Raw genomic sequence first — 12,676 nt, forward strand, 5'->3', positions numbered from 1 at the left:
TATATCTTGCATTTTTAAATTAATTCTAATCAGAATTATTATTTAATTAGCACACCAAAAACACTTAGTCAAATTTAATATACCATCCTATTTGTCCACTACCGAATTAAGGATATAATTAAAAGGTTTTTAAAGTTGATATTTTACTAACATGAAATCGTGGGTGAGGATGGTAGTTATAAAAATAAAAACCAATTTTAAATAATGGGATATCAATAGAAGGGGTTTAACTTAGCACTAAAAAGAATTTCATTAAAAATAAAGTAAAGAAAGGCCAACCCAACGAAATGGGTTGGCTAAAAAATTTTCTAGATCATAAAATCATCAAGCTTTTTACCAGTGTCGAGAGCATATTTTATAGCTTTAGGTGTACGCCCCTGCCCCGTCCAGCTTTTCTCGTTGCCATTTTCGTCCGTATATTTATATTTTGCAGGTCGAGGAATGCGACTTGATTTTTGTTTTGCTGATGTTGAGCTTGACCCATAGTTACTAAGTAATTCCTGTGGGTCGATTCCCTCAGCAAGAAGTTGCTCACGGATAGCTTCAAGTTTTTCTTTTCTCTTTTCTCTTTCTTTCAAGCCTGACTCTTCTTCATGACGTTTTTCTTCAACGATTGATGTCAGTTTTTCAAGAATTTCTTCGAGAATATCCAGTGAGATTTCACGTGATTGTGCTCTTAAAGTCCGAATATTACTAAACACTTTAAATTCTTCGCTCATTGCGAACCTTCCCATTTTAAAATTTATGAAATGCTACAAATATTTTACTCATTGATATTAGTCGAAGAATTCTGAGTGTCACCTATAAAAGCCAAAATTATGTAAGAAAAGCCTAATCCTTAAGATTCCTTCGTCGTTTCTAAGAATTTCTCAGAAATTTATTTATTTCGTGCTTTTCTTGCATCGTAACAGAATTCAATATCATTCGCTTTAAGACTTCAACAAGTGTTGAATGCCAGATTTCTCTCTCATCAGCCCATGCCCAATCTTTGAGTAGTGCATCTTCAATCGAAAGCCATATCAAAACATAATCACTGTCTTTCAGGTAACCTTTAAAATAGTCATCTGTAACCCTGAGAGCATGACCGACAATCGCCCTCCCGTTACTTATGGTCCAAAATGGTTGCGGGCAAGTAAAATCTGATAGGGATGCGAATGCCAATCCCCTAACCTGAGCGGCCTGCATGGTGCCACTAACTTTATGATTGTTTCGCCAAGCCCTAAGATCGCCAAGCAAATAATTCACCCGTTGGTTGCGAGCTTTGCTTTCAGAGGATTGATACTGCACATACGGTGGACCATCACCATTCTGACGGTAACGAGCAAGAGTTTTAACACTTACTCCCAAATACAGTGCTGCTAAATCTACCCCAATGGTGGCATCATCTGGCATGTCACCAAACAAACTCCAGACCTCTGACATTTCTCTCAAGGTTTCAATAGCACTCATGCTTGCTTCCCAGAATATTCAGGTATTGGTGGGTATTTTGCTGAAGCCAGTAAATTATTATATAACCCTGGCGCAGTCATCAGTATATGTAGCTCAATCCGCTGTAGTGCCTCAAACACACGGTTTTTGTCCGGTTCAGTATATCTCTCGGTAGGATCGGTTGTGTTACGGTGATTCAGGAGTTTCTTTACAACAGCATAGGAGCCAATCTCTTCAGCGATCCTTCCAAAGGTTCTCCTCAAGTCATGAGTTCCCAACTTAACGATTCCAGCCTCTGCACAAAGATACTCTCTGAGGCTTTTACTGTCGCTGTAATGACCAGCTTGGCTTCTTGGTGATCGTGCTGGGAAGACCCATTTCCTACGATTAGCCTTTTTTTCCTTACCAAAAACGATATCCCTTCTTTGCTCTAACAAACATCTGACAGCATCACAGATGGGAAGCTCATGATTCGTCCTGTTCTTAGTATCGAAGAAGAAAATTTTCCTATCAGCCAAATCGACATAGCTCGTAGACTTTGCTTCTTCTGCCGATAGCTCCTCTCTCCAGCATAGAGAAGCTGTTTCTTCCTTTCTCGCTCCCAGTAACACCGTTAGCAGGAGGTAATCGCACCCAAGGCGATTGAAGCTTCTTTTGTTGTGTAAAGCATCAAGAAATTTACCCAATGTATCTTTTGCGGAAAGCGGATTTCTCACACCTTTTGACTGATAGCTTTCTTCCAGTTCAGAGCGACTGCGGTATTTCTTTTGCACTCTTAGCACAGTGAATGGGTTGTAAGTGAGAACAGGCAGTCGTTGCTGGCTTTGTGCATTCATAGCTTCTACATCGATAGAATGTTGAACTGCCACATTTGCCCATCTGAAAGTCTGCTCGGCCGTCGTTCTGGTCTTTGAGGCTATCTCATCAAACTTCTTAAGAATGAGGCTTCCTGTGAGGTCATGGACTCTATAGCGCTCCCACTCTTTAAGCTTCTGTTCCGCTTTATCGAGCACCCGGATTGAATTTGGTTTTGCTGGTTTGCTTCGTCCTAGAAGGTGCTGACGATATTGGGCAAAAATCTCACTTAGGGTCAGTTCAGCGATATCAGCATCTCGCTTAACTGCATTTGGATTTCTTTTAGTGGATTTCATCGATTGTGCATAGGTTCTCGCAACTTCACGAGCCTGATCAATCGAAGCAAAATCCGATACATTACCTATCGTCGCTCTGATGACCTGCGAAGGTGACTTTCCCTCTGAAGGACTTCTGTCCCCTCCCGAAACTCTCCTCTGGATGATATAGGTCTTCTTCGTTGCACTGATCTTAACACCAAAGCCAACTGGTGAATCACGGTGGCTGTCAGTGATAAGATAAGGCTTACCAGATACATTAGGCACATACATAATTCGTCCATCTGAATCAAACTCGGGTTTTGTCTCTATAGACAACTTGTTGATTACTATAGATTGACTCAGAATCATCTTCACGATTTTCGCCTCATGTATACCAAAGTGACATGTTGTATTCTGGATAGTATCTAGAATACATCTGGCATACAAATTTTCGGATTTAGATGGGTTTATCAGGGTTTCACATGGGGCCACTTGAGTACTTCTAAAACCATAAAAATGAGTAAATTCAATATGAAAGAGTCTATAGACAAGGACTTTTCCACCCATACTCCGATGATGCAGCAGTACCTGCGCCTCAAGGCTGAGCATCCGGAAATCCTGCTGTTTTATCGCATGGGGGATTTCTATGAACTGTTTTATGACGATGCCAAACGTGCATCACAGCTGCTTGAAATTTCCCTGACCAAACGCGGTGCCTCCGCCGGTGAACCCATTCCGATGGCCGGTGTACCCTATCATGCCGTGGAAAACTACCTGGCTAAGCTGGTGCATCTGGGTGAATCCGTTGCTATCTGTGAGCAGATTGGCGACCCGGCAACGAGCAAAGGTCCGGTTGAGCGCAAGGTCGTGCGTATTGTTACGCCGGGTACCATTAGCGATGAAGCGCTGCTTCAGGAGCGGCAGGATAATCTGCTGGCAGCCATCTGGCAGGGCCCGCGCGGCTTTGGCTTCGCGACGCTTGATATCAGCTCAGGGCGCTTTCGCCTTGCAGAGCCAACCGATAACGAAACCATGGCTGCCGAGCTGCAGCGCACGAATCCCGCTGAACTCCTCTATTCAGAAGATTTTGCGGCCATGTCACTCATTGATAACCGTCGCGGTCTGCGTCGCCGTCCGCTGTGGGAATTTGAGGTAGAAACGGCCCGCCAGCAGCTGAATATGCAGTTTGGCACCCGCGATTTGAGTGGCTTCGGCGTCGAGCAGGCCGAGCTGGCGCTGCGGGCAGCGGGCTGCCTGTTGCAGTATGCAAAGGATACGCAGCGTACCTCGCTGCCGCATATCCGCTCGCTGACCATGGAGCGCCAGCAGGATGGCATCATCATGGATGCTGCCACCCGGCGTAATCTGGAGATTACTCAGAATCTGGCCGGAGGCAGTGAAAACACCCTGGCCTCGGTGCTGGATAAAACCGTTACGCCGATGGGTAGCCGCATGCTAAAACGCTGGCTGCATATGCCGGTGCGTGACAGCCAGATTATCATTAACCGTCAGCAAAGCATTGGCGCACTGCAGGATTTTTCTGCCGAACTCTCACCGCTGCTGCGCCAGGTTGGCGATCTTGAGCGGATCCTGGCGAGGTTGGCGCTCCGTACCGCTCGGCCTCGCGATCTTGCCCGTATGCGCCATGCCTTCCAGCAGCTTCCGCAGCTGGATGCCCTGCTGGCAGATTGTGAAACACCGCATCTGCAAACGCTGCGTACGCAGATGGGTCAGTTTGAGGAGCTGCGGGCGCTACTGGAAAACGCTATCGTGGAAACGCCGCCGGTACTGGTGCGTGATGGTGGCGTGATTGCCCCGGGCTACAATGCCGAACTGGATGAGTGGCGGGCGCTGGCGGATGGCGCGACCGATTATCTGGATCGCCTGGAGATCCGCGAGCGTGAGAAGCTGGGGCTGGATACGCTCAAGGTCGGCTTCAACGGCGTCCACGGCTACTATATCCAGGTGAGTCGCGGTCAGAGTCACCTGGTCCCCATTAACTATGTGCGCCGCCAGACGTTAAAGAATGCCGAACGCTATATCATTCCCGAGCTGAAAGAGTACGAAGATAAAGTCCTCACGTCGAAAGGCAAAGCGCTGGCGCTGGAAAAATCGCTGTATGAGCAGCTGTTCGATCTTCTGCTGCCTCATCTTGAAGCGCTCCAGCTCAGTGCCGCCTCTCTTGCCGAGCTGGACGTGCTGGCCAACCTTGCCGAGCGCGCATGGACGCTGAACTACGCCTGTCCGACCCTGAGCGACAAGCCGGGGATTAAACTGACTGGTGCGCGACATCCGGTGGTTGAGCAGGTGCTGAAAGAGCCGTTTATCGCTAACCCACTTTCGCTATCGCCGCAGCGCCGTATGCTGGTGATCACCGGTCCGAATATGGGCGGTAAAAGTACCTATATGCGTCAGGCCGCCCTGATTACGCTGATGGCGTACATTGGCAGCTATGTACCTGCTGAACAGGCACTTATTGGACCAGTGGACCGTATTTTCACCCGCGTCGGCGCGGCGGACGATTTGGCGTCTGGTCGCTCGACCTTTATGGTGGAAATGACCGAAACGGCCAATATTCTGCACAATGCCACCGAGCACAGCCTGGTACTGATGGATGAGATAGGTCGTGGTACCTCGACCTATGATGGTCTGTCGCTGGCCTGGGCCTGCGCTGAAAGCCTCGCGAGCCGTATTAAAGCCATGACGTTGTTTGCTACCCACTACTTTGAGCTGACCACGCTTCCCGAAAAAATGGAAGGCGTAGCCAACGTTCATCTGGACGCTATAGAGCACGGCGATACCATCGCCTTTATGCACAGCGTGCAGGAGGGGGCTGCCAGTAAAAGCTATGGTCTTGCGGTAGCCGCGCTGGCGGGCGTGCCTAAGGAAGTGATCAAACGCGCCCGGCAAAAGCTGAAGGAGCTGGAAACGCTGTCTGGCAACGCCGCAGCGACTCCGGGAGATGGCCCCCAGCTTCCGCTGCTGGTTGAGGAGACCTCTCCCGCAGTTGAAGCGCTGGAAGCACTGGATCCTGATTCTCTTTCACCACGCCAGGCACTGGAGTGGATTTACCGCCTGAAGTCTCTGGTGTAGCTCGGTCCCAGGCCCGCGCTCATTTCGCGGGTCTGGCAGTAGCACGACGGCCTGACCTCTGTCCTATGGCCTGCTCTTGTCCGACGACCTCACCTTAGTCCGACGACCTGCCCTTGTTCGACGGCATCACGTTAGTCCGACGACCTGCCCTTGTTCGACGGCCTGACCTTTGTCCGATATCCTGGCTGGGTACAGGCAATAAAAAAGCGGTGGCTTTCGCCACCGCTTTTCGCATTAACTCATACAGACTTCTATTCGCGGAACAGAGCTTCGATATTCAGTCCCTGCGCCTGCAGAATTTCACGCAGACGACGCAGACCTTCAACCTGGATCTGACGAACACGTTCGCGGGTAAGACCGATTTCCCGGCCTACATCCTCCAACGTTGCCGCTTCATAGCCTAACAGGCCGAAACGACGAGCCAGTACTTCACGCTGCTTGGCGTTCAGTTCGAACAACCATTTGACGATGCTCTGCTTCATATCATCGTCCTGCGTGGTATCTTCCGGGCCGTTGTCTTTATCATCGGCCAGGATGTCCAGCAGCGCTTTTTCAGAATCCCCACCCAAAGGTGTGTCAACTGATGTAATGCGTTCGTTGAGGCGCAGCATACGGCTGACGTCATCAACAGGCTTATCAAGCTGTTCAGCTATCTCTTCGGCACTTGGCTCGTGATCCAGCTTGTGGGCCAGTTCGCGCGCGGTACGCAGATAGACGTTCAGCTCTTTTACGATGTGAATCGGCAGGCGAATGGTACGGGTTTGGTTCATGATAGCCCGTTCAATCGTCTGACGAATCCACCAGGTAGCATAGGTAGAGAAGCGGAACCCTCTTTCCGGGTCAAACTTTTCTACTGCACGGATCAAACCGAGGTTACCTTCTTCAATCAGGTCCAGCAGTGCCAGACCGCGATTGCTGTAACGACGGGCAATCTTAACTACCAGACGTAGATTACTTTCAATCATGCGGCGGCGCGATGGAACATCACCACGTAGCGCACGACGGGCAAAGAAAACCTCTTCCTCTGCCGTTAATAGAGGAGAATAACCAATTTCTCCCAGGTAGAGCTGCGTCGCATCCAGCACGCGTTGCGTTGCGCCTTGTGACAGCAGCTCTTCTTCAGCTAAGTCATTATCAGCAGGTTCATTTCCGACAAGAGCCTTCTCATCAAAAACCTCAGCTCCGTTTTCGTCGAATTCCGCGTCTTCATTTAACTCATTAACTTTCAGCGTATTCTGGCTCATAAGCGGCTCCTACCCGTGATCCCAGGGCAGAACACCAGGGTTCTGCCGGTTTATCGCTGCGGTAAATAACGCAACGGGTTTACGGATTTCCCCTTGTAACGAATTTCAAAATGCAATCTAACCGAGCTCGTGCCGGTACTACCCATAGTGGCAATCTTCTGACCCGCTTTAACTTCTTGTTGCTCGCGGACCAGCATCGTGTCGTTATGGGCATATGCACTCAGGTAATCATCATTATGTTTGATGATAATCAAATTACCGTAACCGCGCAGCGCATTCCCGGCGTAAACAACGCGCCCTGAGGCGGTTGAAACAACGGGCTGTCCGCGGGTCCCCGCGATATCAATACCTTTATTGCCTCCTTCGGACGCAGAAAAGTTATCAATGATCTTACCGTCGGTCGGCCATCTCCAGCTACCCACAGGGGTAGTGCTGGTGGTTGTGCTGCTGACGGTTGGGGTGGTAACCGGCGCTGTTGTCGTTGCAACAGTATTTGTGCCGGATGAGGGCAGCATTTTGCCTTCACTTGGTTTACCTGAATCCTCAGAGTACGTAATTACTGGCTGCTGTGCAACCGTTCCGCCTTTAATTTGTGGAGTGGTCGGCTGAGTCGGTACCCCCCCCGCCGTTGCGTCGGCTGCGGTGATAGCGTTACCACCGGTGAGCGTGCCACCGGAGCCATTGCTAACCTGTAACTGCTGGCCAACATTGAGACTGTAAGGCGCGGATATATTGTTTCTTTGCGCGAGATCGCGGAAATCGTTTCCAGTAATCCATGCGATATAAAACAGGGTATCGCCATGCTTGACCGTGTAGGTCTGCCCGCTGTAGCTACCTTTAGGAATATTCCCATACGCACGATTGTAAACAATGTGCCCATTTTGGGTGACAACGTTCTGATTACTGTCCGAACTGGCCATCACAGGCTGGCTGACCGGCTGTGATGCGTTAGTCGAGATGGAGGTGGGGCGAGCAATCAGGCCACCCCCTGTGCCGCTGTCCGCACTGGCTGAGGACGTCATACCCGAATCGGCATTACTGCCCACCGAACTGATGGGTGCCTGAGTATTACTGCTGGAGCAGCCAGCCAGCCAAAAACCTACCAGCGAAACGGCCGCAATACGGCGCAATTTGAAATCTGGGCTTCCCGTGCTCATTTAAATCCCCCGTTACGGCACAACTGCGGCGGCTGTCCGGCCTGCTATCGGCTGGACAGCGGTGTTGATAAAAATTCAATTATTCAGATAGTAACAATATCGTCATTCGCTCGCTATTCACAGATGTATGCAATTGCGTACGATCTCAATCAGGCCAGTTCGCCCTTCACCAGCGGAACAAAACGCACCGGCTCGATGGTGTCGACAATATACTCATCGGCGCGACGGCGGATCCGCTTCAGCTGCTGATGCTCTTCCCCTACCGGCAACACCATAACTCCTCCCTCATCCAGTTGGGACATCAGCTCAAGCGGAATTTCCGGTGGCGCAGCGGTGACAATAATAGCGTCAAATGGCCCGCGTGACGGCCAGCCCTGCCAGCCATCCCCATGGCGCGTGGAGACATTATGCAGATCCAGCTGTTTCAACCGCCGTTTGGCCTGCCACTGCAGGCCTTTAATCCGCTCAACGGAAAAAACGTGTTCAACGAGATGCGCCAGGATCGCCGTCTGATATCCTGAGCCGGTACCGATTTCCAGCACGCGCGACGCGGGCGTCAGCGCCAGCAGCGAGGTCATTTTCGCCACCATATAGGGCTGAGAGATGGTCTGGCCGGAACCAATCGGCAGCGCCATATTTTCCCAGGCCTTATGCTCAAAGGCCTCATCGACAAAGCGCTCACGCGGCACCTCCTCAATGGCTTTTAGCAGGCGTTCATCCTCAATGCCCTGCTGGCGCAGCTGCGCCAGCAGGGTATCAATACGTCTGCTCACCATTGGCGGTCCACTCCAGCCTGATCCAGCCAGTCTGCCAGCACTGCCTGAGCGGCATGGGCCGTTAAATCCACATGCAGGGCGGTGACGGAGACATAGCCCTCATCAACGGCGGCAAAGTCGGTATCCGGCCCGGCATCCAGTTTTTCGCCGGGCGGCCCGATCCAGTAAAGGGTATTGCCGCGCGGATCCTGCTGCGGGATCACCCCATCGCTGGGATGGCGGCTACCGCAGCGGGTGACGCGTATACCTTTGATTTCAGAGAGCGGGAGGTCCGGTACGTTGATATTGAGAATGCGCCCGGTACGTAGCGGCTCACGCTGCAAAGCGCGCAGGATCGTGCAGGTGACCGCCGCCGCGGTCTCGTAGTGCTGGTGGCCGTTAAGGGAGACCGCCAGCGCGGGCAGTCCAAGGTGACGCCCTTCCATCGCGGCGGCTACGGTACCGGAGTAGATCACATCGTCACCGAGGTTGGGCCCGGCATTGATGCCGGACACCACAATATCGGGTCCGGGCTGCATCAGCCGGTTCACGCCCAGGTATACGCAGTCGGTCGGCGTGCCCATCTGCACGGCGATATCGCCACCGGGGTAGCTAAAGGTACGAAGCGGCGTTTCGAGCGTCAGTGAGTTAGAAGCGCCGCTGCGATTGCGATCGGGAGCAACAACCTGCACGTCAGCGAATTCCCGCAGTGCCGTAGCCAGCACCTGAATACCAGGCGCATGAATACCGTCATCGTTACTCAGCAATATTCGCATCGTTACCTTCCTGTTCGACAATTTCCCGCACCACGCTGGTGGCAAAGCTGCCTGCCGGAAGCCAGAAGTTCAGCTCAAGGGTCACGTCATCCCACCAGCGCCAGAGCAGATCGCGCGGCACCACCAGTAGCGCACGACGCGCCGCTTCCACGCGCTCACGCTCAAGCAGTGTAATCAATTCTGCTTCCGCTGCCAGACTTTGTTGTTCAAATGCCAGCGCGCTGCCTTTGGTTCCCCACTCGCCGCTGCCGGGGAGCGGCGCGGTGATGCGCAGTTCATCCTGGCTGACGCGGGCTTGTAGCGTCTCCAGCTCAGCCGCGTCGGCCACAAACCAGCTGCCTCGTCCGGTGAGCTGCAGCGCGTCACCGTCCATAACCTGCTTAAGCGATCCCTGCTGCGCCAGGCGATCGCTGGCAACCTGATTAAACAGCGCGCTGCGGGCAGCAGAGAGCAGGAAGCTGCGCTTGCTGCGTTCGCGAACGCGTATTTCATTCGACGCCCAGCGCTGTGCCATCACCAGGTTATTCCCCTGATGCCCAAAGCGCTGTTCACCGAAGTAGTTCGGGACGCCAGCGACTTTAATCTGCTCCAGCCGCTGCTCAACCGCCTCGCGGTCAGTCACCTGCCGCAAAATCAGGGTGAATGCATTTCCCTGTAGCGCACCGGTACGCAGTTTGCGCCGGTGCCGCGCGCTTTCAAGCACCTCGCAGCCTTCCAGCTGAAAGGCTGAGAAATCGGGCGTAATTTTTCCGGGAATGCGCAGGCAAAACCACTGTTCGGTCACGGCATGACGATCTTTCATGCCGGCAAAGCTGACGTCCCGTGGATGTACACCGGCAAATTTAGCCAGCGCCTCTGCGACAAAGCGGGTGTTACAGCCATTTTTACGCACGCGGACCAGCAGCTGTTCGCCGTCGCCGTCTGGCTGATAGCCCAGATCTTCAATGACAATAAAGTCTTCCGGGTTGGCTTTGACCACGCCCGCAGACGTGGGTTTACCATGCAGCCAGCTCAGCTCGTTCAGGGTCATTATCTGGCCGCCTTTATCAGCAGCGCCACCGCTTCACAGGCGATGCCTTCCCCGCGACCGGTAAAGCCCAGCTTTTCCGTGGTGGTCGCCTTAACGTTGACGTCATCCATATGGATACCCAGGTCTTCGGCGATATTGATGCGCATCTGCGGAATATGGGGCAGCATTTTCGGTGCCTGAGCAATCAGGGTCACGTCTACGTTACCCAGGGTATAGCCCTTTTTAGCAATCTGTCGCCAGGCTTCGCGCAGCAGCTCGCGGCTGTCCGCGCCTTTGTAAGCGGCATCGGTATCAGGAAACAGCTTGCCAATATCGCCGAGAGCCGCCGCACCCAGCAGCGCATCGGTCAGCGCATGCAGCGCCACGTCGCCATCGGAATGCGCCAGCAGCCCTTTATCATAAGGAATACGTACGCCGCCGATAATCAGAGGGCCTTCGCCGCCAAATGCGTGTACATCAAAACCGTGCCCGATACGCATTATGCGCTCTCCTCATTATGTGATTGTGTCAGGTAAAAAGCCGCCAGCGCCAAATCCTCGGGCCGCGTCACCTTGATATTATCGCTGCGACCGGGGATCAGTTCAGGATGATAGCCACAGTATTCCAGCGCAGAGGCCTCATCGGTGATGGTCGCCCCCTCGCCCAGCGCCCGCACCAGGCAGTCGCGCAGTAACGCCTGCGGGAAGAGCTGCGGCGTCAGCGCATGCCAGAGGTCCTGACGTTCTACGGTATGCGCAATCGTCTCCCTGCCCGGCTCACCGCGCTTCATGGTGTCACGAACCGGCGCAGCGAGGATGCCGCCCACCCGGCTGGTTTCAGTCAGCCTGAGCAGCCGTGTCAAATCGTCAGGGTGCAGACAGGGACGTGCTGCGTCATGCACCAGCACCCAGGCGGCATCGGACGCCACCTGTAGTCCGGCCAGCACGGAATCGGCACGCTCCTGACCGCCCATTACCACCGTAATCCGCGGGTCGTCCGCAACAGGCAGCGTGGAGAAAAAACGATCGCTGGGGCTGATGGCGACAATAATGCGCCTAATCGCCGGATGGGCCAGCAGGCTATCCAGCGTATGTTCCAGTATGGTTTTACCGTTAATGGCGAGATATTGTTTCGGGCATTCTGACTGCATGCGGCTACCGATACCCGCTGCGGGTACGATAGCGATGACGTGCGGAAAAGAGACGGCGATGTTCATGGCTTATCGCTGCTGACCGTTGGGGATCCCCTGCTGCGCGTTTCGTTTATTTTGATCCGGCACAAGGCGATAGAAGGTCTCACCGGGTTTAATCATCCCCAGCTCGTTACGTGCGCGCTCCTCAATTGCTTCAGAACCGCCGTTAAGGTCGTCGATTTCTGCAAACAGCTGATCGTTTCGCGCTTTTAACTTCGCATTACTGCTTTGTTGTACCGCTACGTCTTCATTGACGCGCGTATAATCATGTATGCCGTTCTTGCCCAGCCAGAGCGAATACTGCAACCAGCCGAGAAGTACAAGTAACAGCAGCGTAAGTTTTCCCATCCCCGCCCCCTGAAAAACGGCCCAATCATCCCATAACTTTTGGCCGGACTCCACTCTGTCGGTGAAATAGCAGCATATTGGTGGTTCGGTGAGCATAGTTGCAAGAGAATCCGGGCTACCCGGCAAAATTTTGTAACCGCAGTGGGGATTCAGACATCATATCCGCCCCTAAAAGCAGGCGGTGAAAGGCGGGCAGTCGACTACCACCCGGAGAGCAGCGTGAAAAGCAGCCAGAACAGGCAGACCACCGCCGCTACGGTGACCACTATCGTCCAGAGCAGATGGCCCCGCAACAGCAGGCTGGTGGCAATGCCGGTCAGAACGGAAACGGGCAGCAGTGCGAGAAAGAATGGCCACGTGTAGAGAAAAAAGAACAGCGTATTCGAGCCGTAGAGCAGAAACGGGATCGCCAGCGCGAACCAGTAAGCGGCGAAGCCCACCACTCCGCCGGGGAAAGACCAGGAGGTCTCTTCCGGGTCTCGGTCATCTTTGCGGGCCAGCATGGGCGTTACGTTTTGCATAAGTATCCTGTTGACGCGTAAGTCGGCCCGCTCTGAGGCGA

The 12,676-nt window shown here is 53.0% G+C and carries 13 protein-coding genes; 1 reads left to right on the forward strand and 12 read right to left on the reverse strand.

Annotation, left to right across the window (positions count from 1 at the left end):
* Positions 1–308: 308 nt before the first annotated feature.
* The 3 genes from AAGR22_RS17565 to AAGR22_RS17575 all read right to left on the reverse strand — a co-directional run bounded on the left by AAGR22_RS17565 (position 309) and on the right by AAGR22_RS17575 (position 2,915).
* Positions 309–719: an H-NS family nucleoid-associated regulatory protein gene (locus AAGR22_RS17565; protein ID WP_210496472.1), complete on the reverse strand. Its 411-nt coding sequence runs from the start codon at positions 717–719 to the stop codon at positions 309–311.
* Between the two features lie 139 nt (positions 720–858).
* A complete protein-coding gene (locus AAGR22_RS17570) occupies positions 859–1,449 on the reverse strand; it encodes a hypothetical protein (RefSeq protein WP_210496470.1) in 591 nt (196 codons plus the stop codon).
* Complete coding sequence (locus tag AAGR22_RS17575; protein ID WP_210496468.1) at positions 1,446–2,915, reverse strand: tyrosine-type recombinase/integrase; 1,470 nt, start codon at positions 2,913–2,915, stop codon at positions 1,446–1,448. Before AAGR22_RS17575 ends, AAGR22_RS17570 begins: the two co-directional genes overlap by 4 nt.
* Positions 2,916–3,071: 156 nt before the next feature.
* Between AAGR22_RS17575 and mutS the strand changes: the two genes are divergently transcribed.
* On the forward strand, positions 3,072–5,633 hold the full coding sequence (gene mutS, locus AAGR22_RS17580) for a DNA mismatch repair protein MutS (RefSeq protein ID WP_345828750.1): 2,562 nt from the start codon (positions 3,072–3,074) through the stop codon (positions 5,631–5,633).
* A 251-nt stretch (positions 5,634–5,884) separates the two neighbouring features.
* Here the strand turns inward: mutS and rpoS are convergent, their stop codons facing one another.
* The 9 genes from rpoS to AAGR22_RS17625 all read right to left on the reverse strand — a co-directional run bounded on the left by rpoS (position 5,885) and on the right by AAGR22_RS17625 (position 12,635).
* Positions 5,885–6,877 (reverse strand): RNA polymerase sigma factor RpoS, encoded by a 993-nt coding sequence (rpoS, locus tag AAGR22_RS17585; protein ID WP_067707659.1) that lies wholly within the window; start codon positions 6,875–6,877, stop codon positions 5,885–5,887.
* A 50-nt stretch (positions 6,878–6,927) separates the two neighbouring features.
* Positions 6,928–8,034 carry a murein hydrolase activator NlpD gene (gene nlpD / locus AAGR22_RS17590; protein ID WP_067707657.1) on the reverse strand — a complete coding sequence of 369 codons (1,107 nt, stop codon included), beginning with the start codon at positions 8,032–8,034 and terminating at the stop codon, positions 6,928–6,930.
* Positions 8,035–8,183: 149 nt separating this feature from the next.
* Positions 8,184–8,810 carry a protein-L-isoaspartate(D-aspartate) O-methyltransferase gene (locus AAGR22_RS17595; protein WP_067707654.1) on the reverse strand — a complete coding sequence of 209 codons (627 nt, stop codon included), beginning with the start codon at positions 8,808–8,810 and terminating at the stop codon, positions 8,184–8,186.
* A complete protein-coding gene (surE, locus tag AAGR22_RS17600) occupies positions 8,804–9,565 on the reverse strand; it encodes a 5'/3'-nucleotidase SurE (RefSeq protein ID WP_067707646.1) in 762 nt (253 codons plus the stop codon). The genes AAGR22_RS17595 and surE overlap by 7 nt, the downstream gene beginning before the upstream one ends.
* Positions 9,546–10,595: a tRNA pseudouridine(13) synthase TruD gene (gene truD / locus AAGR22_RS17605; RefSeq protein WP_067707644.1), complete on the reverse strand. Its 1,050-nt coding sequence runs from the start codon at positions 10,593–10,595 to the stop codon at positions 9,546–9,548. Before truD ends, surE begins: the two co-directional genes overlap by 20 nt.
* Complete coding sequence (gene ispF, locus AAGR22_RS17610; protein ID WP_067707641.1) at positions 10,595–11,074, reverse strand: 2-C-methyl-D-erythritol 2,4-cyclodiphosphate synthase; 480 nt, start codon at positions 11,072–11,074, stop codon at positions 10,595–10,597. Before ispF ends, truD begins: the two co-directional genes overlap by 1 nt.
* The gene (gene ispD / locus AAGR22_RS17615; RefSeq protein ID WP_197473347.1) at positions 11,074–11,784 is read right to left on the reverse strand and encodes a 2-C-methyl-D-erythritol 4-phosphate cytidylyltransferase; all 711 of its coding nucleotides are present in this window, start codon (positions 11,782–11,784) and stop codon (positions 11,074–11,076) included. The genes ispF and ispD overlap by 1 nt, the downstream gene beginning before the upstream one ends.
* Before the next feature lie 9 nt (positions 11,785–11,793).
* Positions 11,794–12,114 (reverse strand): cell division protein FtsB, encoded by a 321-nt coding sequence (ftsB, locus tag AAGR22_RS17620; protein ID WP_067707636.1) that lies wholly within the window; start codon positions 12,112–12,114, stop codon positions 11,794–11,796.
* A gap of 200 nt (positions 12,115–12,314) precedes the next feature.
* Positions 12,315–12,635, reverse strand: a complete 321-nt coding sequence (locus AAGR22_RS17625) for a DUF3561 family protein (protein ID WP_067707628.1) — start codon at positions 12,633–12,635, stop codon at positions 12,315–12,317.
* Positions 12,636–12,676 lie beyond the last annotated feature (41 nt).

This window comes from Erwinia sp. HDF1-3R (assembly GCF_039621855.1).
In the GTDB taxonomy this organism is placed as follows: Bacteria; Pseudomonadota; Gammaproteobacteria; order Enterobacterales; family Enterobacteriaceae; genus Erwinia.